This is a genomic window from Alcaligenes pakistanensis, assembly GCF_014652815.1.
GTDB classification, from domain to species: domain Bacteria; phylum Pseudomonadota; class Gammaproteobacteria; order Burkholderiales; family Burkholderiaceae_B; genus Alcaligenes; species Alcaligenes pakistanensis.
In genome coordinates this window covers 337,603-360,943 of record NZ_BMZN01000002.1, presented here as the reverse complement: position 1 = coordinate 360,943, position 23,341 = coordinate 337,603, and the positions used below count along the sequence as shown (strand labels likewise).

General features: G+C 56.5%; 20 protein-coding genes and 1 pseudogene. 12 read left to right on the top strand and 9 right to left on the bottom strand.

The window, feature by feature from the left end:
• Positions 1-26 precede the first annotated feature (26 nt).
• The 8 genes and pseudogenes from IE156_RS18525 to IE156_RS06560 form a co-directional block, all read right to left on the bottom strand.
• Positions 27-1,097, bottom strand: a pseudogene (locus IE156_RS18525) (glycosyltransferase family 4 protein); the annotation flags it as partial.
• Positions 1,094-2,221, bottom strand: a complete 1,128-nt coding sequence (locus IE156_RS06590; protein WP_189391738.1) for a glycosyltransferase family 4 protein — start codon at positions 2,219-2,221, stop codon at positions 1,094-1,096. The pseudogene IE156_RS18525 and the gene IE156_RS06590, both read right to left, overlap by 4 nt.
• Before the next feature lie 48 nt (positions 2,222-2,269).
• Positions 2,270-3,379 carry a glycosyltransferase family 4 protein gene (locus IE156_RS06585; RefSeq protein WP_189392234.1) on the bottom strand — a complete coding sequence of 370 codons (1,110 nt, stop codon included), beginning with the start codon at positions 3,377-3,379 and terminating at the stop codon, positions 2,270-2,272.
• A gap of 39 nt (positions 3,380-3,418) precedes the next feature.
• On the bottom strand, positions 3,419-4,780 hold the full coding sequence (murJ, locus tag IE156_RS06580) for a murein biosynthesis integral membrane protein MurJ (protein ID WP_189391737.1): 1,362 nt from the start codon (positions 4,778-4,780) through the stop codon (positions 3,419-3,421).
• Positions 4,777-5,802 (bottom strand): SDR family oxidoreductase, encoded by a 1,026-nt coding sequence (locus IE156_RS06575; protein ID WP_189391736.1) that lies wholly within the window; start codon positions 5,800-5,802, stop codon positions 4,777-4,779. Before IE156_RS06575 ends, murJ begins: the two co-directional genes overlap by 4 nt.
• Before the next feature lie 14 nt (positions 5,803-5,816).
• On the bottom strand, positions 5,817-7,097 hold the full coding sequence (tviB, locus tag IE156_RS06570; protein WP_189391735.1) for a Vi polysaccharide biosynthesis UDP-N-acetylglucosamine C-6 dehydrogenase TviB: 1,281 nt from the start codon (positions 7,095-7,097) through the stop codon (positions 5,817-5,819).
• Between the two features lie 49 nt (positions 7,098-7,146).
• The gene (locus IE156_RS06565; protein ID WP_189392233.1) at positions 7,147-8,271 is read right to left on the bottom strand and encodes an MraY family glycosyltransferase; all 1,125 of its coding nucleotides are present in this window, start codon (positions 8,269-8,271) and stop codon (positions 7,147-7,149) included.
• A gap of 198 nt (positions 8,272-8,469) precedes the next feature.
• Entirely contained in the window at positions 8,470-9,426 is a 957-nt protein-coding gene (locus IE156_RS06560; protein ID WP_189391734.1) for a LysR family transcriptional regulator, read from the bottom strand.
• 288 nt (positions 9,427-9,714) lie between these two features.
• Here IE156_RS06560 and uraD point away from each other — a divergent pair, with 288 nt between their 5' ends.
• The 6 genes from uraD to IE156_RS06530 all read left to right on the top strand — a co-directional run bounded on the left by uraD (position 9,715) and on the right by IE156_RS06530 (position 14,840).
• A complete protein-coding gene (gene uraD, locus IE156_RS06555) occupies positions 9,715-10,245 on the top strand; it encodes a 2-oxo-4-hydroxy-4-carboxy-5-ureidoimidazoline decarboxylase (RefSeq protein ID WP_189391733.1) in 531 nt (176 codons plus the stop codon).
• Positions 10,246-10,392: 147 nt separating this feature from the next.
• The gene (locus IE156_RS06550; protein WP_189391732.1) at positions 10,393-10,905 is read left to right on the top strand and encodes an ureidoglycolate lyase; all 513 of its coding nucleotides are present in this window, start codon (positions 10,393-10,395) and stop codon (positions 10,903-10,905) included.
• On the top strand, positions 10,902-11,693 hold the full coding sequence (locus IE156_RS06545; RefSeq protein ID WP_189391731.1) for a class II aldolase/adducin family protein: 792 nt from the start codon (positions 10,902-10,904) through the stop codon (positions 11,691-11,693). The genes IE156_RS06550 and IE156_RS06545 overlap by 4 nt, the downstream gene beginning before the upstream one ends.
• A gap of 27 nt (positions 11,694-11,720) precedes the next feature.
• Positions 11,721-11,906, top strand: coding sequence for a 4-oxalocrotonate tautomerase (locus tag IE156_RS06540; RefSeq protein WP_121738061.1), 186 nt, complete (start codon positions 11,721-11,723; stop codon positions 11,904-11,906).
• Between the two features lie 374 nt (positions 11,907-12,280).
• A complete protein-coding gene (locus IE156_RS06535; protein WP_189391730.1) occupies positions 12,281-13,765 on the top strand; it encodes a nucleobase:cation symporter-2 family protein in 1,485 nt (494 codons plus the stop codon).
• A gap of 199 nt (positions 13,766-13,964) precedes the next feature.
• Positions 13,965-14,840: a hypothetical protein gene (locus IE156_RS06530; protein WP_189391729.1), complete on the top strand. Its 876-nt coding sequence runs from the start codon at positions 13,965-13,967 to the stop codon at positions 14,838-14,840.
• A 49-nt stretch (positions 14,841-14,889) separates the two neighbouring features.
• Here the strand turns inward: IE156_RS06530 and IE156_RS06525 are convergent, their stop codons facing one another.
• A complete protein-coding gene (locus tag IE156_RS06525; protein WP_189391728.1) occupies positions 14,890-15,807 on the bottom strand; it encodes a LysR family transcriptional regulator in 918 nt (305 codons plus the stop codon).
• 110 nt (positions 15,808-15,917) lie between these two features.
• On the opposite strand from IE156_RS06525, the gene gcl reads away from it, so the two are divergent.
• The 6 genes from gcl to pyk all read left to right on the top strand — a co-directional run bounded on the left by gcl (position 15,918) and on the right by pyk (position 22,891).
• Positions 15,918-17,693 (top strand): glyoxylate carboligase, encoded by a 1,776-nt coding sequence (gcl, locus tag IE156_RS06520; protein ID WP_189391727.1) that lies wholly within the window; start codon positions 15,918-15,920, stop codon positions 17,691-17,693.
• Positions 17,694-17,721: 28 nt separating this feature from the next.
• Positions 17,722-18,510, top strand: coding sequence for a hydroxypyruvate isomerase (gene hyi, locus IE156_RS06515; protein ID WP_189391726.1), 789 nt, complete (start codon positions 17,722-17,724; stop codon positions 18,508-18,510).
• Positions 18,511-18,549: 39 nt separating this feature from the next.
• The gene (locus IE156_RS06510; protein WP_189391725.1) at positions 18,550-19,434 is read left to right on the top strand and encodes a 2-hydroxy-3-oxopropionate reductase; all 885 of its coding nucleotides are present in this window, start codon (positions 18,550-18,552) and stop codon (positions 19,432-19,434) included.
• Between the two features lie 308 nt (positions 19,435-19,742).
• Entirely contained in the window at positions 19,743-21,020 is a 1,278-nt protein-coding gene (locus tag IE156_RS06505; RefSeq protein ID WP_189391724.1) for a glycerate kinase type-2 family protein, read from the top strand.
• 22 nt (positions 21,021-21,042) lie between these two features.
• Positions 21,043-21,441: a GlcG/HbpS family heme-binding protein gene (locus IE156_RS06500; RefSeq protein ID WP_189391723.1), complete on the top strand. Its 399-nt coding sequence runs from the start codon at positions 21,043-21,045 to the stop codon at positions 21,439-21,441.
• A gap of 28 nt (positions 21,442-21,469) precedes the next feature.
• Complete coding sequence (gene pyk, locus IE156_RS06495) at positions 21,470-22,891, top strand: pyruvate kinase (RefSeq protein WP_189391722.1); 1,422 nt, start codon at positions 21,470-21,472, stop codon at positions 22,889-22,891.
• Positions 22,892-23,341 lie beyond the last annotated feature (450 nt).

Below are 23,341 nucleotides of genomic sequence, written 5' to 3'. Positions count from 1 at the left end.
GGCGCACCTAGCTCATCGACGGCGCTATTAATGGCACCGGCTAAGGCTTCGGCATTGCTGGGAGGCACAATCCAACCTTCATTGCCGACGATCAAGGCGGCATCACCCACGTCGGTGACAACATTGGACACGCCCGCCGCCATGGCTTCACACACCACATTGGGGAAGCCTTCTGCCGAGCTGGACAGCACGTGTACATCCAACGCGTTCATCAAGCGAGGCACATCGCTGCGCCGTCCCATCAAGATGACGCTCTCGCGCAGCTGATGCTGATCCAGCAAACGCATCAAAGTCTCGTTACTGCTGTCCATGCCGTCGCCAATCAAGAGGCAACGCAGGCCAGGATGACGATGCAGGCTGCGAGCCAAGGCCGCCAACAAATTAGGATGATCTTTCAACGGATTCCAGCGGGCCACACTACCAATGACCGGTGTATCCAGCGACAAGCCCAGCTCCTCGCGCACTTCTTCGCGAGCTTGCTGATCAGGATGCCAACGGCTTAAGTCATAGCCATTGGGAATCACCTTCATGATGTCTGCACGATAGCCCCACTGCTTATGACGTCGGGCGGCATTTTCGGCGCAAGACACAATCAGCTTGGGAATAAAGCGCGACAGGCGGGCACACAACCAGGCCACCATGCGGGCTTTGGGGCTACCTTGGTACAGGTTGGCCCCGGAATTACGGATGCCCCAAGAAACCGCAGGAATACCAACCACACGCGCAGCAGCGCCACCAATCAGGTCAGAGTGATACATCCAGGTCTGCACAACGTCCGGCTGAACCTCGCGTAGCACGCGCGTCAAGGCGCGCAAGCCTTTCAAAAAGCCCAAGGGTGAGTGCATGTTCAGGCAATACAAAGGAATACCTGCAGCACGCAATTGCGGCCCAAAGACGTCCTCTCCGCCCAACGAAATCACAATATGTTCGGTTTCCTGCCCTGGCGCTGTCGCCAAACGGAACAAGACTGTTTCTGCACCGCCCTGCCCCAGCCCCGCAATAATATGCACGACCCGCAACGGCGGACTTGTTTTTTCCGGTTTGCCGTCCACGGCATCCGTCTCATGATTCAAAGACGCTGGCTGCAATGCGCTCATGCTTTGGCTCCTTCTTCTATACCGCCACGGGCGGCCTGAAAGACCTGGTCCCAGTTAAGCAATACCTGCTCTAGTTCATAACGCTGACGCACCGCTGCAGCGGCACGGCGTCCCAATACACCCCGAAACACGCCATCGCCCATCAGTTCGGCCAGGGCAGCGGTCAAAGCGCCTTCGTCTCCTACCGGCACCAGCAAAGCATCTTTGCCATCAGAGCTGATCTCACGCGGGCCGCTGGGGCAATCAACCGTCACCGCTGGCAGGCCCATGGCCATGGCTTCCAACAACACATTGGGGAAACCCTCCACTTCGGAGGTCATGACAAAGGCGTGGGAACGTGCCATCTCCTGCCAGGGTTGAGCCGTCTTTCCGGCCAACTCGATACGGTCTCCCGTACCTGATAGGGCAATCTGCTGCACCAAATGAGCACGCTGCGGACCATCACCCCAGATCTTCAGCTTCCATTCGGGATGCTCAGCCGCCAAGCTGGCAAACACACGAATCAAAACATCGAAACGTTTAGACGGTACCAACCGTCCCATTGCCATCAAAGTGCAATGGCGGTTTTCTTCCACCCGCACTTCACGTTGGACTGCATCCAGCGCTTGCGGCAGAGGGTTCGGTACCACCATGACCTGTTTCATACCGGGCACCATGGCCTGAAAAGCTGCCACACTGGCGCGGGTCTGGACTGTGACTACCTGCGCTTTAGGATACAAGCGGCGTCGCAGGCTTTGCAAAAGTTTGCCCGCACTGCTGCTGAAAGCCGGGTTAGTACGCTCACCCACCACAATGGGGACGCCCATATTGCCCAATCCCAGCAAGACATTGATATTCACATTGGTCAGAAAGGACACAATGACATCGGGCTGTTTTTCACGTACCAGCTTGCGCATGGCACGCAACTTGGCCAGCGGCTTAGGCAGCCAGCTACCGCGCATGCGATGGGCCAGCCACACCAGCTCTACTTTGGAGTCGATAGGATAAAAGGCACTGCCACCACCGCCATAGGTAGGTACCAAGGTGACCTGATCTCCCCGCAAACCCCAGGCATTAGCCAGGGTGGAGGCGACTCGCTCAGCGCCACCTGCATTCAGGGAGCTGACAAAAAACAGAATTTTCACTGGGCCTCCGTGGGCTCATCGACCGGGGCAGATAGGCAAAGCGCCATTTTAAGGCCGACGCAAGCACTGTTCCAGCACTTGCTGCCACAAGGCCAAAACACGGGCCGAGGAGAAGCGGTCACGCACATCCGTTGCACGCCGCGCCAGACGCCGGCGCTTGTCCTCGTTGGACATCACGTCTGACAAATGGGCGGCCAGGGCTTCGACGTCGTCCGTTGGGCGCACCAGGACGCCGTCAATATTGGCGCGAATAATCTCGCGCGGGCCGGTGTCACAATCAAAGGCCACGGCACTTAAACCACTGGCCATCGCTTCCAGCAAGCTATTCGACAAGCCTTCCATATGCGAGCTGAGCACATACAGATCAGACTGTTCGTACCAGTCCGCCATATTGCCCACCCGTCCAGGCAGCTGAACACGCTCTTGCAGAGCCAACTCTTCAATCCGCGCTTCCAACACTGCGCGCTGCTCGCCTTCACCCAAAATCACCAAATCCCAATCTGGGAAATAGTTGGACAACATGGCAAAGGACTCAATCAAAGTGTGAAAACCTTTAACTGGGTGGAGTCGTCCCACAGCCAGCAGACGCTTACGTCCTTCTGGCAGTTCGGGTACCGGCACAACAGGCTCGGCGCTATCCATAGGCCAACGCACTGCATTGGGGATGACTTGCACTTGGCTACCCGGCACATTTTCCCGCAACCAGTCTGCCGTACCCGCAGTCAGCGCAATAACAGCATGCGCTTGCGGATACGTGCGCAGACGGGCTTTTTGCCAGAAAGCAGATAAAGACTGGGAAGGAGGATGGGTATGTTCAGTAGCAATGACCTTGCAAGGCAGGCCCTTGGCCGCCGAGATCGCCAGCACGGACGAGGTCGTCATCATGCCCAGAACCACATCTGGCTTAGTCTTGCGTATCAAGGAACGTACACGGCTGACTCGACGCCAGTTTTTCCACAAGGCATCCAGACGACCACGGCTACTCCCCGCCGTCCCCAAGGCATGACGCTCTACGCCATCGGCCACGGTATAGGCATCTTTATCGCGACCGGCCTGGGTCACCAGGGACACTCGATAGCCACGCGCCACCCAGGCGGCACTTAGATCGACTGCGACACGTTCTGCCCCGCCCCCACCCAAAGAGTGGATGAGCAACATGATATGCGGGCGAACTGCGGAATGACTGTGCACGTTTTCCTATTCCTGCGAACCAGGCGTGATCGCTCTGGCTGGTTTTAAGGCCAAGATGAAATAACAAGTGAAAGAAGCCGCGTACATCAGGCTGGTAGCCAGCATGATGCCCGACGGCCCCATGTGTTCGGCCAGCACCGGGTTCAGGGCGGCTTTCACCAAAAAATTGATCACGGCAATGATAGCCATGGACTTATAACGGTTCTGACTGGCCAGCAGCTGCACCAGAATCAGCACCCCAAAATAAAAGGGCAGCTGCACCAGCCCCCAGCTAAAGACCTGGGCGACGGTAGCGGTATCCTGGGCAGTGAAAGCACCGCGCTCAAACAACAGGGCCACTCCCCAGGGGGCCAGCACGACACCGATCGCAGCCGCCACGGCACCTGCCAGCACCATCATGACCGACCACTTCAAGGCCATGGAGCGGGCGCGGGCATTATCGCCACGGCTTTGAATATCGGCCAGCACAGGCAAGGCGGCACGGCCTACCGAGGCCGCTCCCACGCCCAGCACCAAAGCCAGCAAACGAGTGGCATAGCCCAGGGTGGCGTTGGCATTGGCGCCCAGATTGGCCGCCGTATATTGGTCAATCGGCCCCACGAAACTCATGGCGACCTGCCCGACCAACATGATGGTGGCTGCCTTGAGCAAATCCGGCCATTGTTCGGCACGCAGGCTGACCGTGGGGCGAGCCCAAATCTGGTCGGCCCGCGAGGCCAGAATCATCAGCCAGACCGCTTGAATTGTCATGCCCAGCAAGGTGCCCCACAGCAAGGGACCAATACCGGCATTCCCGCCAGCGGCCAGCACCCAGATCAGGATGACAAAGGCTGGAACGCTTTCCAGCAAGGTGTTGATATGACGCTCATGTGCCCGTAACCGGGCAGCACTCAGGCCAATCATCAAGGTCAGGACTGCCGCCGGGGCAAAGGCAAACAACAGCTCCTGGCTCATTTCGTGGACGGCGGGGCTTAGCCCCTGCCCGGTCCACTCCAACACCCAGGGCCAACTAATCCAGATCAGCACTCCCAGAACACAACCCAGCACAATGCACCAGGCTTTGAGTTCCCCCAGGAAACGGCTGCGAGCCGCCGGTTCCAAGCGGTGCAGACGGACCAGAACCGGAATCAGCACCACCGACATGGAGCCTACGATGGTAACGGGCAACCAGTTGGCCATGACCATCGTGAACTGATAGGCATCGACCACATCGCTGACGCCGTAGCGATACGCCACGGCCATTTCTTTGAAAGCGCCCGCTGCCTTGCCCAGCAATAGAAAAAACGCCACCCGCATCGCCCCAAGGGCGATGCGACGATGGTCGTCGTGCAGACTAGAGAGGCGTGCTTTCAGGCCGAGCCAAATCAACTCAGAAACGCCACATACCAGGGCATGGCAGTGTTCAAGCCCTGCAAGATCGTGTGAGTCGGCTCGTAACCCAGCTGCGTGCGGGCCTTGGAGATATCAGCCTGCGAGTGCAGCACATCACCCGCGCGGAAATCCGCATAGACGGGCTGCTTGGTGTAGTTAATACCGTTACTGCTCAAGGTCTGCTTCAAATGCTCGAACAATTCGTTCAGACTGGTGCGAGCATTAATCGCCACGTTATAGACCTCGGCCACAGCAGGTTTTTGCTGCACAGCGGCCAAAATATTCATTTGAATAACGTTTTCGATAAAGCAGAAATCGCGGCTGGTCTGGCCGTCCCCATTGATTTGTACATCCTGGTTCTGGATCATGGCCGAGACCCACTTGGGAATCACTGCCGCGTACGCACCGTTGGGGTCCTGACGCTTACCAAATACATTGAAGTAACGCAGGCCAACGCTGGAGAAACTGTAGGCACGAGCGAATACATCCGCATAGAGTTCGTTCACAAATTTGGTGACTGCGTAAGGCGACAGTGGACGGCCAATCGTGTCCTCCACTTTGGGCAGTCCGGGATGATCGCCATAGGTGGAGCTGGAAGCGGCGTACACAAAGGCTTTGACCTGTTCATCACGCGCCGCCACCATCATGTTCAAGGCACCGTTCACGTTGACTTCATTGGAAGTCAGCGGATCGTTCAAGGAACGGGGCACCGAGCCCAAAGCCGCCTGATGCAGGACATAGTCCACACCCTTGACGGCCTCACGACAGGTTTCCAGACTGCGGATATCCCCTTCGATGAAGCGGAAACGCGCCCAACGTTCAGCCCCAACCTGGTCGCGTACTTCGTCCAAATTGTACTGATGGCCAGTTGCAAAGTTATCCAAACCCACCACCTGCTGGTCCAGCGTCAGCAGTGCTTCTAGCAGGTTGGAACCGATAAAGCCGGCACAACCGCTAACCAGCCATGTTTTAGGCTGATTACGCAGTTGCTGGCTCGCCTGCTCAAATGCAGAGCTCATAATGCTTTCCAAAATTAAAGGCGCAGATCGGACTGTTCGCGATCAAACACATACTTCAAGTCGTAGAGCACATGCTCGGGCTTGCCCCATTGGCGCACGCCCTCCACACCCAGTTCCTTGAACTGCTTGTGGGCCACGGCAACGATCACACCATCGTATTCGCCCGCTTTGGGGGTCTCGACCGGTGTAATACCGTATTCGTGCTCAGCTTCTTTAGGATCAACCCAAGGATCGTAAACGTCCACATGTACATCGTACTGTTTCAGTTCATGCACGATGTCCACGATACGGGTATTACGCAAATCCGGGCAGTTCTCTTTAAAGGCCAGCCCCAGCAGCAGCACACGCGCACCTTGAACCTGAATGCGGCGCTTGGTCATGGCTTTGACCAGTTGGGAGGCTACATAACCACCCATAGAGTCGTTCAGTCGACGGCCCGCCAGAATGATTTCGGGGTGGTAGCCAATAGCCTGGGCCTTGTGGGTCAGGTAATAGGGGTCCACGCCGATACAGTGACCACCCACCAGACCAGGGCGGAAAGGCAGGAAGTTCCACTTGGTGCCCGCCGCTTCCAGCACGTCCAGGGTATCAATACCCAGACGATTGAAAATCAGAGCCAATTCATTGATCAGAGCAATGTTCACATCGCGCTGGGTATTTTCAATAACTTTGGCGGCTTCAGCCACACGGATGGAACTGGCTTTGAAGGTGCCCACTACAATAATTTCGCGGTACAGCGAGTCCACCAGCTCAGCGACCTCTGGGGTCGAGCCCGACGTCACTTTCTTGATGGTGGAGACGCGGTGCTCTTTATCACCCGGATTGATGCGCTCGGGGCTGTAGCCCGCGTAGAAATCTTCGTTAAAGCGCAGTCCCGATACTTGTTCCAATACAGGCACACACACTTCTTCGGTCGCGCCAGGGTAGACCGTGGATTCGTAAATCACGATATCGCCGCGCTTGAGCACCTTACCAATGGTTTCAGAGGCACGCACCAGCGGGGTCAGGTCGGGCTGTTTGAATTCATCAATAGGCGTGGGCACCGTCACAATGAACACGTTGGCCTGAGCCAGTTCATCGGCCTCGCAGGAATAGCTCAAGCCGCTGGCCTCGGCCAACTCTGCGCTCTCGACTTCCAGGGTGCGATCCACACCTTCCTTGAGTTCGGCGACACGACGCGCATTAATGTCAAAACCGACTACGGAACGCTTTTTGCCAAATTCCACTGCCAAAGGCAAACCGACATATCCCAAGCCGACAATGGCCAGTTTTACATTCTCAAGTTGCAACTTCATTCTCCAGTTAGCGCAATGCGCAAGGAATAATCTTGAACATCGGACAGTATCAGTCCCGATCGACTCGCCGCCGTACCGAGGGCAGCAATAACCAGGAGGGGCGACGCCACGACACCAGACGGGAATACAGCCAGATATAAACCAGTGAGAAGACCAGCATGCTGGCACACAGAATCCAGGTATTGTCCCACCAGATCGTGGCTGGAACCAAACCGATCAAAGCCAGCACCCACAGGTAGGGCGAGGTCATGGCATTGCAAAACGCGGGCAAGGCCCCGCCACTGTCACGGCTGAACGTAGAGCGCACCAAACGACGGAACACAAGCTGGTGCAGGTGCAGCGCGTCCGGTTGATCCACGGGCACACCGCGTTTGAAACGACGACGCCAGATCGAAAACAGGGTTTCAAAAACAGGGTAGAACAGAACGGCCAAAGCGTAAAACGGCGAGACACTGGGGTTACGCACCACCAACTGCACGGCCAGTTCGGCCAGCATAAAGCCCAGAAAATACGCCCCGCCATCCCCCAGGAAGACCCTCCCGAAGGGAAAGTTCCAGACCAGAAAACCCAGGGTGGCCGACGCCAGTGAGGCCGCAATCAGGAAAATCGGGATGTCCTGCACCTGCAAGGCCACCAGGGCCAACGACAAGGACATCAAAGTGGCAATCATGCCCGCCAGGCCATTCATACCGTCAATAATATTGAGAGCATGGGTACAGCCACCCACGGCAATCATGGTAAAGAGCAGCGAAATAGGCCAGAAACCCAGGATCCAGTCTGCCCAGGTCACACCAACTCGCGACACGCCGCCCAATAGCCACCAGGCAATAGCCGCCGACAGAAAGGCGGCCAGCAAGCGTTTCAGTGATCCCACATCCTTAGTGATGTCCTCGACCAGACCAGCCACAAAAACGGGCATCGCCGCCAGAAACAACACCGGCCACAACCAGGTCAGCGTCATATTGCTGGGTCCCAGCACCAACAAGCCCGCCAAACTGCCCGCGACAACCGCCAGGCCACCAACACGAGGCGTGGGACGGGAATGGGACGCTTGGGGTTTACTGAGATCGCTATCCCCGGTTAAGCGGCCGTGCCAACGTTCGGAGGCCACAATAAGCCCGCCGACCATAAAAGCCACGACACAGATATACAACCAGGTAAAGGATTCCCCCATCTGAGGTAAAGACACCGCGAAACACCTGCAAGGTTAGGAACTACTTATTATCAACCTGCCTTCCGGCTTGTGCCCGTGACCAGTCGCATTAAATGCAACAATTTTCGTCAAGTTCCGTATCACTTCCATGTCGGCAGGAGTAGCTCGCTAATTTGCCCGAGCGCGAGCCCGAAAGCAAGTATTTTGCGGGATTGAGGCTCAGGAATCGGGCTGTGCCAAAGGTTCAGTGGAGGCCAATTGATTGCCGCACTCAGTCAAAAGTCGCCGTAACCAGCGATGGCTGGGCGAATGCCGGTTACGTTCATGCCAAAGCTGGTAAAAGCGCATAGGCGGAAACTCCAGCGGAGCTTCCAAAATCGCCAGAGGCAATAAACGGCAGTAAAACTCGGCAAAGTGACGCGAAGTAGTGAAAATCAGGTCTGTATTCTGTAGCAAATAAGGTGCGGCAGAAAAAGACTGCACCGCTACGCTCTCGTCACGCTGGATACGCAAAGCCGACAAGGTCGCGTCAATAACCCCGCGCTGATTGATCGAATAAGGCATGGGCACCACATGGCGGGCCCGCACATAATCGTCCATGGTCAGACCTTTACGGGCCAGCGGATGCGTGGCGGCAACCAGACAAACAATCTGATCTTCCAGCAGCACCGATAAATGCATGCGATCCGGGGGCTCGGGCCAGTTGCCGATCACCATATCCAGATCCCCCTCAGCCAAAGAACGCTCAAAATCAAAACTGGCGTCCAGCGAGTGCAGGTTCAGACGGGCGCCCGGCGCTTCACGACGCATGCGCTCGACGACACCGCCAATAAAAACAGGCGCCAGATAATCTGGCGCACCAATATGGAACTCGCTACGGCTGACCTGGGGATCAAAACTGTCTGGTGCATTAACCATACAGTCGATCTCTGCCAAGGCTCCTTTCGCGTGAGCCAACAGTCCAATGGCCCGTTCGGTTGGCACCATACCGCCTTTTTCCCGAACCAGCAAAGGATCGCCAATAATGTCACGCAAACGTCGTAAGGCCGCACTGATGGCAGGCTGCGACTGGTTCATTTTGAACGCGGTACGCGAGACACTACGCTCGGTAACGAGTAAGCAAAATACCCTCAGAAGATAGGTATCAAGCGGGTTATCCCCACGTCGGGCGGCCATCTTATTCTCTCCTTCTTATGCTTTTTTCCAGCATGATAATGACACACATGCACAATATGAGATGGCATATATCATTTATACGCCTAATTCTATTTTATTTATAAACAGAAAACTTAAACTGGTCCCATATAAGAAAATCATAGCCCACAGGCGGCAGCTTATAAGGGTTTACATAAATCAAACAGCCCTTGTAAACGCCCTCTCACTACCCTTGAAAAATGGCCTTGAGGCAACCGCCTGAAGCCGCTTCGGCTCGCTCTATTTACGCTTAGATAATCGGACTGACACATGACCACTCAAACCCTCACCACCACACAGGCCCTGACCGAACTCTCCAGCCTGGATCAAAGCCAGTTCGTCGACAAGCTCGAAGGTATTTTTGAACACTCGCCCTGGGTGCCCGAGCGTAGCTGGAACCAGCGTCCGTTTGAAAGTGTGGATCAGTTGCATGCCTGCATGGTGCAAGTCGTTAAAGAAGCATCGCATGACGAACAAAAGAACCTGATCTGTGCTCACCCGGAGCTGGCTGGCAAAGAAGCCGAGCAAGGCACACTGACCAGCGCCTCTACCGGTGAGCAACGTGGTGCGGGCCTGGACCAATGTTCGACCGAAGAACTGGCCCGTTTGCGTGGTCTGAACGCTCAGTACCGCGAACGCTTTGGTTTTCCCTTCGTGATTGCCGTTAAAGGTTTGAGCCGTTACCAAATCATGGATACAGTGGAAGCACGCCTGAACAACAGTGCTGACACCGAGTTTCAAGCCTGCCTGACCGAAATTGGCAAAATTGCCCGCTTCCGTCTGGATGCGCTGCTGGGCTAATTCTGTTGCATGCTGGATCAAACCGCTTGATTCATGCTTTTCGCGGGGTAGCGCCGGCCCACAGGCACGCTACCCTATTGTTTCTTCTGACTGCACGTGGTGCGGCTGCTTTCAGCCCCACGCCGGTCTGCCTAACAAGGACCTGCCATGACTATCACCTTGAAACTGGAAACCCTGACAGCCGAAGCCTTCGCACCTTTTGGCGATGTAATCGAAGCCTCCGACACCGTTCAGCACTTCACCATCAACGAAGGCAACACCGAGCGCTATCACGACCTGGCCAAGATCGAGCCCGGTCAGGACGGCCAGGCGATTGTGTCCATTTTCCGTGGCCAGCCGCGCAGCTTGCCTTTTACCGTGGAAATGATGGAACGCCACCCCAAGGGTAGCCAGGCCTTCATTCCCCAGTCCGGCCAGCCTTACCTGGTGATCGTGGCGCCTGCGGGCCCAACACCCAAAGCCGCAGAGCTGCGCCTGTTCCTGGCCCGTGGCGACCAGGGCGTGAACTACGCAACTGGCGTTTGGCACCACCCCTTGATGGCTCTAAACCAAGTGGCAGACTTCATCGTGATCGACCGTAAAGGTCCCGGAGACAACTGCGACGTCATTCAGCTGGAAGAAAAAGCCATCATTGCTGAACTGGAAACCACAACAGCGTGAGCCAGTCCTGTCCTATCACGCCGGACATAGAGGCTATTTACGCTCATCGTCCGACAAATATTGATCCCGAGCATTGGCGCGCCCGTGTCAATCTGGCCGCTGCTTACCGGCTGGCGGCCCGTCAAGGCTGGGACGATATTATCTACACGCATATCTCCCTGCGCCTGCCCGGCCACGATGACATTTTCCTGATCAATCCCTTCGGCCTGCGCTTTGATGAAATCTGCGCCTCCAATCTGCTGCTGATTGATACCCAGGGAAAGGTCGTCGACGGCACCGGTCATCGTGCCAATCCCAGCGGTTTTGCCATTCATGGGGCCGTACACCGTGCCCGTGACGATGCCCACTGTGTCATCCACTTACACACTGACGCCTCCATTGCGGTCTCGGCCTTATCCTGTGGACTGCTGCCCCTGTCACAACACGCCATGCGTTTTTGGCAGGATATTGGCTATCACGACTACGCAGGACTGGCCTTCCCGGCAGAAGAACAAGCAACTCTGCTTAAGCAATTAGCGTCCTATCCCGCCCTGCTCTTACGCAATCACGGCGCGCTGACCTGTGGCCGGACCGTTGCGGAAGCCTATGTCTTGATGGATGCGCTGGAGCGCGCCTGCCGCATTCAGCTCTCGGCCATGGCGGCCAGCAAGGAGCTGCACCTGCCGCCTACCGATGTGCTGGATTTGACACACCGCCAGCTTTTACCTGGGGACGAACCAGAGGGCTTGTTAGAATGGCCAGCCTTGCTGCGCAAGCTTTACCAGAGCGAGCCGGATTTTTGCAGCTAGCCCCTTTGCCACCCCTACGGAGCTTTTATGCCTTCTATTAACGTACAACTATTCGACGGCCGTCCCGTGGAAATCAAACGTGAACTCGCTCAGGCCCTGACCAAAGAAGCCTGTCGCGTGCTTGGCTGTACGCCTGATGCCGTCGATATCGTCTTTACCGACGTCAAACGCGAAAACTGGGCCACCGCTGGTGTCCTGTGGTCGGACAAGTAAACCAGACCCCTCAAAAAAGCGGCCAACAGGCCGCTTTTTTTATATCTTTCATTAACTTAGATCGACTCAAAACCTAGGTTCATAAGGGCATTCTGAGCTGGTTAACATAGATTTTTGTAACAGACTAGGTGGGCAATACCCCTAGCGCCTTAAAACCCATGAAAAAAGCAGGAATCTGCTAGAGGCCAGCATGAACACAGCCCCTATCTACCGGGCTTATATCCTTCCGCCCCGTGAGGCGCGGCCTGCCATACGCTTTTCCGTATTCTACTTATCAAGTCGTACTGCCTTCCAGTGATACGGCCCATCCGATAACTTTATGCTTACGCGGCCCAGGCATCGGCTGCGCATAACGTATTAATAAGGAGACCCTGATGTCCGCCAACCCAGAAGTGTCCACACCAGCTGATTGTGACGGTGTAGACGAACGCCTACCAACGGGACGCCTGGCAACCCTTGGTTTGCAGCACGTCATGGTGATGTACGCGGGCGCAGTTGCTGTCCCCCTGATCATTGGCGAAGCCTTGGGCCTGACCAAAGAGCAGATTGCATTCCTGATCAATGCCGACTTGCTGTGCTGTGGCCTGATCACCATCATTCAGGCGCGTGGCGCCGGTATCTTCGGCATCAAACTGCCCGTGATGATGGGTGTGTCGTTTGCCGCCGTCAGCCCTATGGTCGCTATCGGCCTGGACCCCCAACTGGGCCTGCCCGGTATTTTCGGTGCCACGATTCTGGCCGGTATCTTCAGTATTCTGATTGCCCCGGTATTCAGTCGCCTGATGGGTCTGTTCCCCCCGGTCGTCACCGGCATCATCATCACCGTTATTGGTGTGACTTTAATGCGGGTAGGCCTGAACTGGATTGGCGGTGGCGCTCCCACGATTACGGATCCTGTTACCGGCATGTCCATGCCCAACCCGGATTACGGTTCACTGGAAAACCTGGGCATTGCTCTGATGGTCCTGACCGTTATCCTGCTGATTACCAAGTTTGCCCGCGGTTTTCTGGCGAACGTGGCCGTGCTGATTGGTTTGCTGGCGGGTTTCTTCGTCTCCCTGGCCATGGGTCGCATCAGTTTTGAAGGTCTTGACCAAACCAGCTGGTTTGCCATCGTGACACCATTTCACTTTGGCGTACCCACCTTTAGCTGGGCCTTGCTGGGCGCGGCTGCCGTGCTGTCCCTGATCATGGTGGTCATCATGGTCGAATCCCTGGGCATGTTCCTGGCACTGGGTTCCATTTGTGGACGCCCCACCGACCGCGAAGCACTGGTCCGTGGTCTGCGCACCGACGGCCTGGGCACCCTAGTGGGTGGCATCATGAACACCTTCCCACACAGCTCTTTCTCGCAAAACGTAGGCCTGGTCAGCGTGACCGGTGTACGCAGTCGCTGGGTATGTGTGATGGGCGGTGCATTCCTGATCATGCTGGGTCTATTTCCCAAGATGGCTTTTGTTGTCGCCTCCATTCCTAACTACGTATTGGGCGGCGCTGGCATTGTTATGTTTGGCATGGTGGGTGCCACTGGCATCAAGATCCTGATGTCTGCCAACCTGAACCGTAACCCTTACAACCCCTACATCGTGGCGATCAGCCTGGGTTTTGGCATGATCCCTCTGGTTGCCGAGCACCTGCTGGACAAGATGCCTCCTGCCCTGGCTCCCTTGCTGCATAGCGGAATTTTGCTAGCTGCCGTGTCGGCCATCGTGTTGAACCTGTTTTTCAACGGTATTGAAAAATACGCCGATCAAGGCCATACCGTTGAATCGTCCGCTGCCACTCAGGCCCGTAAACAGGCCAACGCTGAAAAAGCAGCTGAAGAAAACAGCACTCAACTAGCCTCGCAAAACGGCTAAGTCCCCCTTTTTGAATCGCCGCCCGAGCTTGAAACAGGGCGGCGATTCAAATTTCTGCAGTACCCATGTAAAAGTATCGACTGTCCATAATTAATCTAAGTAAGGCCAGTAACACCCACACAAAGAAAACCAAAGCCGCAGGCCATAAGGGACATCAGATCCCAAGGACCTGTTTGCGCTCAAACAAAGAGGAGACACTATGAAACACCTACACCCTGCACGCTGGGCATGTGCCCTGCTGGCTGCCCCTATCCTGTCCACCCCGGCCCTGGCGGCAGACTGGAGCGACACCTTTCTAGGCTATCGTTTCAGCACGCAATACACCGAGCCCATGAATGATCGGACGATCCAGAAGCACATCCTGAGCCTGACGCACGTTAACGGCTACAGCCTGGGGCAGAACTTCTTCAACCTGGATATTCTGCAGTCTGACCGCTACGACCCCTCCAATGGCAACGGCAGCAATGGCGCCACCGAGTTCTACGCGACCTACCGCCATCAGCTCTCCATGGGCAAGGTCTTTGACAAAGACATCAGCTTTGGCCCGATCAAGGATGTGGCCGTTACCGCGGGTTTTGACCTGAATACCAAGAACACCGCCTTTGCCCCGCGTAAACGCCTGCTGGTGCTGGGCCCGACCTTCAAATTCGATGTACCCCGAGGCTTTGTGGACCTGAGCTTGATGGTGGGTAAGGAATGGAACCATTGCGGTCTGGGCGCCCCAGCGTGTCCGAATAGCCGCAGCTCCTTTCACACCCAGTTCCTGGCCAGCCTGAACTGGAACCTGCCCTTCGATGTGGGCTCAGTCCCTCTGAAGTTCCAGGGCTTTGCCAACTACGCGGGCCCCAAGGGTGACGACTACGCCGGCATCAGCACCAAGTCTGAAGTGCTGGTACGCACCTCCTTGATGGCGGACGTTGGTAAAGTAGCCTTCGACAAGAAGAACACCCTGTGGGTGGGGATTGGCTACGAGTACTGGTACAACAAATTCGGCAATCGCTACATGGCGGATGGCCGCGTGAAACCCGGTATCAAAACCAGCGCACCTACTGTGCAGGTGGAATGGCACTTCTAAATGCCATGCCAAAAAAAAACCGCTTCGAGAAGCGGTTTTTTTTGGACTACTAGAACTGCACCTCACCATCCCAGTAGCCGGGCGTGTTGTAGATGGCTCGCAAATAGTCAATAAAGCGTCGTACTTTTGCAGGCAAATAGCGCTGCTGCTGGTACACCGCCTGAATGTCATAGCTGGGAATTTCAAACTCGTTCAGCACCGTCACCAGCTCACCGCGCTTGAGTTCAGGCTGAATCTCCCAGGTGGAACGCCAGCCTATGCCCCAACCTTGCTTTACCCAGTTGAAGAGCAATTCACCATCGTTGCAATCCAGATCACCATCCACCCGCACCGCCAAAGGACGACCATCACGCAGGAAGGTCCAGCCACGCTGCTGCCCACCTTGCAGATTGAAGGCCAAGCAATTGTGACGAGCCAGATCCTCGGGCACACGTGGCACACCATGACGCTCAAAATACTCTGGCGTGCCACAGACTACACGTCGGTTCGGGTACAGGCGTACCGCCACATAGTTGGGGTCGGTCACCTCGCCAATACGCAAGGCCATGTCATAGCCTTCGCGCACCAGATCGACCACACTGTCCGTGAAGTTAAAGGACAGCTTCAATTCGGGGTAACGCTTCTTGAAGGCCAGGGCGTGCGGGGCCACATGACGACGGCCGAAGGCTGCCGGAGCAGAAACCACCAAGTGCCCACGCACCACTTTACGCTGTGCGCTGATACTGGCTTCCGCCTCCTCAAAGTCCTTCAGAATTTGTTTGCACTGCTCCAGAAACTGCTCACCCAGATCAGTCAGGGTCAGCCCGCGCGTGGACCGGTGCATCAAACGCACACCCAGACGCTGCTCCAACGCATCCAGGCGGCGACCCATAACGACGGGGGTGACACCTTCGACCACGGAAGCAGCCGCAAAACTGCCTTTTTCAGCGACCAGCGCAAAGCTTCTAATTTCGGTATAACGGCTCATTCAATACTCCAAGTATCGATAGAAACAATCGTACCACCATTTCTAGGGCCGTCCATCACTCCTTATTATCGAGGTGTGAATTTCGTCAAACGATGATCTAGGAGATATCAATGGCTCGAATGAGAGCAGTGGACGCCGCCGCCGCAATTTTACGTAAAGAAGGCGTGAGCACCGTATTTGGCGTGCCCGGCGCCGCCATCAACCCCTTCTACTCTGCAATGCGTAAAGAAGGTGGCTTTGAGCACATTCTTGCCCGCCACGTGGAAGGCGCTTCCCACATGGCTGAAGGTTTCACACGTGCCAACCCCGGCAATATCGGCGTGTGTATTGGTACATCCGGCCCTGCCGGTACAGACATGATCACCGGCCTGTACTCCGCATCGGCTGACTCGATCCCAATCTTGTGCATTACTGGCCAGGCTCCCCGCTCGCGCCTGTACAAGGAAGACTTCCAGGCGGTGGATATTGAATCCATTGCCAAACCTGTGACCAAGTGGGCCGTGACCGTGCGCGAGCCAGACCTGATCCCACGCGTGTTCCAGCAAGCATTCCACATCATGCGCTCCGGCCGCCCAGGTCCTGTGCTGATCGATATGCCTATCGACGTGCAGATGGCTGAAATCGAATTCGATCTAGACACCTATTCGCCGCTGGAAGCCTACAAGCCTATCGCCACCCGCGCCCAGGCTGAAAAAGCTATCGAACTGCTGAACGCCTCCGAGCGTCCACTGATCGTATCCGGAGGTGGCGTAATCAACGCCGACGCCGCTGGCCTGTTGCAAGAATTTGCTGAACTGGTGAACGTACCCGTGATTCCAACCTTGATGGGCTGGGGCACTGTGCCGGACGATCACCCGCTGATGGCTGGTATGGTCGGTCTGCAAACCTCGCACCGCTATGGCAACCAAACTTTGCTGGCATCGGACTTTGTATTCGGCATCGGTAACCGTTGGGCCAACCGCCATACCGGTTCCGTGGACGTTTACACCGAAGGCCGCAAGTTCGTGCATGTGGACATCGAACCCACACAGATTGGCCGCGTATTTGGCCCTGATCTGGGTATCGCCTCGGACGCAGGTGCCGCACTGAAACTGTTCATTGAAGTGGCCAAGGAATACAAGGCCGCCGGCAAGCTGAACGATCGTGCAGCCTGGGTCGCCGACTGCCAGAAACGCAAAGCCACCTTGCAGCGCAAGACCAACTTCGACAACGTGCCCTTGAAACCCCAGCGCGTATACGAAGAAATGAACCGCGCCTTTGGCCCCGCCACCACCTACGTCAGCACCATTGGTCTGTCGCAGATTGCCGCCGCTCAGTTCCTGCACGTGTACAAGCCACGTCACTGGATCAACTGCGGTCAGGCAGGCCCGTTGGGCTGGACCATTCCAGCCGCGCTGGGTGTGGTTGCTGCCGATCCAGGCCGTGAAGTGGTGGCCATTTCGGGCGACTACGACTTCCAGTTCATGATTGAAGAGCTGGCCGTCGGCGCCCAGTTCAAACTGCCTTACATCCATATTCTGGTCAACAACGCCTACCTGGGTCTGATCCGTCAGGCACAGCGGGGCTTTGAGATGGACTATTGTGTACAGCTGGCCTTTGACAACATTAACGCCCCTGAGACCGAAGGCTATGGTGTGGATCACATCACCGTGGTTGAAGGTCTGGGTTGCAAAGCCATCCGCGTACACAAACCTGAAGACATCCAGGCCGCCATTGAACAGGCTCGCGCATGGATGAAAGAGTTCAGCGTGCCGGTTGTGATCGAACTGATCCTGGAGCGCGTCACCAACATTGCCATGGGCACCGAACTGCACAATGTGACGGAATTCGAGTCCCTGGCCGAGGCGGGTATTGACGCCCCCACCGCCATCTCGCTGATGGACTGATTGTTGATTTAAAAAACGGAGTAGCACTATGCCAAAATTTGCCGCCAACCTGACCATGCTGTTTAACGAGCACGACTTCCTGGATCGCTTCCAGGCAGCGGCCGACGCCGGGTTCAAGGGAGTGGAATACCTGTTCCCCTACGCCTACGACAAACAGCAGCTGGCCGACAAACTGCAACAGCACGGCCTGACCCAGGTTTTGCACAACCTGCCTGCGGGTGACTGGGACGGCGGCGAACGCGGCATTGCGATCCTGCCCGAGCGCGTAGGTGAATTCCAGGACGGCGTAGGCCGTGCCATCGAATACGCCACCGCGCTGGGCTGCAAGCAAGTCAACTGCCTGGCCGGCAAGCTGGCCCAAGACGCTGACCGTGATGCGGCACACGCAACCTTGGTCAGCAACTTGCAGTTTGCTGCGGCCAAGCTCAAGGATGCCGGTCTGCGTTTGCTGGTTGAACCCATCAATACCTTCGACATTCCAGGTTTCTACCTGAACCGCACCGAACAGGCCGCGGCACTGTTGCAAGACGTGGGTTCGGACAATCTGTTCATTCAGTACGACGTTTACCACGCCCAACGCATGGAAGGCGAACTGGCCGCCACGATGAAAAAGCACCTGGACAAGATTGCACACATCCAGATCGCAGATAACCCCGGCCGCAACGAACCCGGCACGGGCGAGATCAACTATGCGTGGCTGTTCAAGTACATCGACAGCCTTGGCTACCAGGGCTGGATCGGCGGCGAGTACAAACCCGCTGGCGCCACCAAGGACGGCCTGGGCTGGATGACTGAGCTGACTGAAGTCACCGCCTGATCGTCGGACATCTGTACATAATTACTAGGAGATTACACAATGGCTAAAATCGGTTTTATTGGTTTGGGCATCATGGGCGCACCCATGGCCGTCAACCTGATCAAGGGTGGTCATGAGTTGTTTGCCTACACCCGTGGCGATTTCCCCAAAAGCGTGAAAGAAGCAGGTGCAACCGTTTGCGCCAACGGCACCGAAGTCACCCGTCAGGCTGACATCATCATCACGATGGTGCCTGATACCCCTCACGTGGAAGACGCACTGTTTGGCGAAGACGGTGTTGCTGCTGGCCTGAGCGCTGGCAAGATCGTGGTGGACATGAGTTCCATCTCGCCTGTTGCCACCAAAGGCTTTGCCGAGCGCATCGTCAAACTGGGTTGTGAGTACCTGGACGCTCCAGTATCCGGCGGCGAAGTCGGTGCCAAGGCAGGCTCGCTGACCATCATGGTGGGCGGCAAGCAAGAAGCCTTCGACACGGTCAAGCCTTTGTTTGAACTGATGGGCAAGAACATCACTCTGGTCGGCGCTTACGGTGACGGTCAAATCACCAAAGTAGCTAACCAGATCATTGTGGCCTTGACCATTGAAGCCGTGGGTGAAGCGCTGCTGCTGGCTTCTAAGGCGGGGGCTGATGCAGGCAAGGTCCGTGAAGCACTGATGGGCGGTTTTGCAAACTCGCGCATTCTGGAAGTTCACGGCGAGCGTATGGTCAAACGTACTTTTGATCCAGGCTTCCGCATCGAACTGCACCAGAAAGACTTGAACCTGGCCCTGACCACCGCGCGTCAACTGGGCGTGGCTCTGCCCAACACCGCAACGGCACAGGAACTGTTCAATACCTGCGCCGCTCACGGTGGCGCAGGGCAGGATCATTCGGCTATGGTTCGTGCGCTGGAGATCATGGCCAACTACGAGATTGGTCAGTAAGATCGGCTCAAGAAGGTTCCCGTCCGCGCTGGCTTGACTCCTGGACCAAGCCGGCCTTGTCGGTACATTTTGCAAGCGGGCTACAGCCCGCTTTCTTTACCGCCGGGCCACTCCAAGGCGCGAAGCTCCTCGGGGCAGCAAGCCAAAGGGGTAGCATGGGAGCCTTTTTAAGCGCTGTATGCTGGGCCTGACCCAGTCTTTGCGCGTATTCTAGTTCGTGCCCAAAGATGCCCTGCACCGATGCAGCGGCATCCATATTGCGCAGTGAGATGTCCCACGCCGCCATCACTCTGCCTTAGGATTGACCCATGAAGATCGAGCCACAAGACTTACTCAGCAAAATGTTTCAAGCTGCCGTCAACGCGGCTCAACCTGAACATTGCATCCCCCCTTATCTGCCCGAGGCCCCAAAAGGGCGCACGATTGTAATCGGTGCCGGCAAGGCATCGGCGGCAATGGCCCAGGCGCTGGAGCGTCACTGGGACAAAGGCCCCATCAGTGGTGTAGTGGTTACCCGTTATGGCTACGGCGTGCCCTGCGACCACATCAAGATTCTGGAAGCCTCCCACCCCGTTCCCGATCAGGCCGGTGAAGACGCGGCCCGCGAGATTTTGCGCACGGTCAGCGATCTGAACGAAGATGATCTGGTGATCTGTCTGATTTCCGGCGGTGGCTCGTCCCTGCTGCCCCTGGCGGCAGAGGGCGTTACCCTGGCCGACAAGCAAGCCATCAATAAAGCGCTGCTGAAATCGGGCGCTTCGATTGGCGAGATGAATACCGTGCGCCGTCACCTATCCGCCATCAAAGGTGGGCGTCTGGCAGCGGCCTGCGCCCCTGCCCGTGTTCTGAACCTGCTTATTTCCGATGTCCCCGGCGACAAGCCCATGGACATCGCTTCTGGCCCTACGGTGGCAGATCCCACCACGTGCGAGCAAGCGCTGGAAATCATTGCCCGCTATGGCATCGAGATTCCTGCCGCAGCCCGTGCCCTGCTGGAAAGCGGCGACGGTGAAACCATCAAGCCGGACGACTCACGCCTGGCTCATGTCACTACCCATCTGGTCGCCACTCCGCAACTGGCTTTGCTGGCAGCAGCCCGCGTAGCAGAATCGTGCGGTGTGCGCCCGGTATTACTGGGTGACAGTATCGAAGGCGAAGCCCGCGATGTGGGTAAAGTCATGGCCGGTATTGCACTGAGCGTGTCCCAACACGAGCAACCTGCCCAGGCACCCTGCGTGCTGCTGTCAGGTGGTGAAACCACCGTGACCTTGCGCGGCCAAGGCCGTGGCGGTCGCAATGTGGAGTTTCTGCTATCCACCGCCATTGCCTTGAATGGAGCCCCCGGTATCTACGGTTTGGCAGGCGATACAGACGGCGTTGATGGCCAGGAGGAAATTGCTGGAGCCTTCTGCAGTCCCGATACTTTGGAGCGAGCTTGGCAACAAGGTATACGCCCAAGGGACAGTCTGGACAATAATGATGGTCATGGCTTCTTTGAAGCCCTGGACGATGCCTTGGTTACGGGCCCAACCCTGACCAATGTCAACGATTTCCGTGCAATTCTGGTTTTACCCCCTAGCGATTAACGCTTTTCATAAAGGAATGGACATGAGAGACACGAAAGTACTGACCCTGAACGATGTCAAAAAAATTGCCGCCGCTGCCGAACAAGAAGCGCTGAAGAACAACTGGGCTGTCACCATCGCTATTTGCGATGCAGGCGGTCACGCACTTTGGATGCAGCGTATGGATGGCGCCCCTATGATGAGCGCCACGGTTGCTCCCGAGAAAGCGCGTACCTGCGTGCTCAGCGGTGGCAAGCCCAGCAAGGTATTTGAAGACATGGTGAACAACGGTCGCTTTGCCGCTCTGTCCATGCCCATCACGCCACTGGAAGGCGGCGAACCGATTTTGGTGGACGGTCTAGTCATTGGTGCTGTCGGCGTGTCCGGCGTGAAAGCACCGGAAGATGCTCAGATCGCCCGCGCCGGTATCGCTGCTCTATGAGCTCTCGATCCCCAAAGGACAACAATTCATGAAACGTCAACGTCATTCCCGCATTCTGGCCACGCTGGGTCCTGCCAGCTCCACGCCAGAACGCATACGTGAACTGTTCGAGGCCGGAGCTGATGTATTCCGCCTGAACTTCAGCCACGGCACACACGAGGACCACGCCGCGCGCTATCACACCATTCGTCAGATTGAAGAAGAGACGGGGCGCAGCATAGGCATCTTGATGGACTTGCAAGGCCCCAAGCTGCGCGTGGGTAAGATGAAAGACGGCCGTGTGACACTGGAAACCGGCCAGAAATTCCGCCTGGATCTGGACCCTGCTGAAGGGACCAGCCAGCGGGCCTACCTGCCCCACCCCGAGATTTTTGCAGCCCTGGAAAACGGCACGGCCCTACTGCTGGACGACGGCAAACTGCGCCTGCGTGTAGACAGCTTTGGCCCTGATTTTGCCGAAACCACGATTATGGTCGGTGGCCCCTTGTCCGATCGCAAGGGTGTGAACGTGCCCGGTGTGGTGCTGCCTATCTCGCCCCTGACCGAAAAGGATCTGATTGATCTGAAGTTCGGTCTGGAGCTGGGTGTGGACTGGGTCGCCCTGTCGTTTGTACAGCGTCCCGACGATATCCGCGAAGCCCGCGAACTGATTGGCGACAAAGCCTGGATCATGGCCAAGCTGGAAAAACCGCAAGCGCTGGAGCACCTGGAAGAAATCGTCCAGCTGTGTGACGGCGTGATGGTCGCCCGTGGCGACCTGGGCGTGGAAGTCCCACCCCAGCGGGTTCCTGTGCTGCAACGTCAGATCGTGCGTACCGCTCGTGCAGCGGGCCGCCCGGTAGTTGTAGCTACACAGATGCTGGAATCCATGATTACCTCGCCAGTTCCTACACGCGCCGAAGCATCGGACGTGGCAACGGCAATCTACTCAGGTGCGGATGCCGTCATGCTGTCCGCCGAATCGGCCTCGGGCGAATTTCCATTAGAAGCCGTGGCCATTATGGACAGCATCATCAAGGAAATCGAAAACGATCCTAGCTGGCGCACCATTCTGGAGGCGAACCATAGCACGGCTGAGGCCAGCACGGCAGACGCCATTTGCTGCGCCCTGCGCCGCGTGGCCAACATTCTGGAACCGGCAACCACGGTGGCCTACACCACCACGGGCTTTAGCGCTTTGCGCGCCAGCCGCGAACGGCCCATTGCCCCCATCCTAGCACTGACACCGCGTCTGGAAACCGCACGTCGTCTGACCCTAGCTTGGGGCGTACACGCAGTACCGTGCGAAGACGTCAGCGATCTGAGTGAAATGGTCGATCACGCCACGGATATGGCAACACAACATGACTTCGCCCAAGCCGGCGACACCATCGTCATGATTGCTGGTGTACCTTTTGGCACTAGCGGCCGCACCAACTTGCTACACGTGGCAACCGTTCCACAGAAGTAAGCTATTTAGTACGGCCAATAAAAAACCTTGTCCATCCACTGCGATGGGCAAGGTTTTTTTTGCCTTGTATTCTGCACTCCCCCACGCTGGCCTCAAGCCATACATTTGGAGCGCACAAAAAAAAACCCGAGATCTAAAGATCTCGGGCAAATCCACCAAAGGAGGAGGGTGGAGGAGACAATCGTGGCAAGTTGGGCTGCTAGATAAGGTATCGAGCCTGAAAGCTAGGGTTATTACGCTTGTTTTTCCCGCTTTCTTTTCAACATCCAATAACTAAAGTCTACCCATAAAAATGGTGCAATGCAAGATAAATACCGTGGAAAACCCTTAGTTTCCAATCCTGTCGCTTTAACACATCAATTTCCTAGCGCAAATTCATCGCCGGGTATCTAGTCGTTATCCCTATGAGGCTCAAAAACGAATCACTCTGACTGTAGGGCCACGTCTATT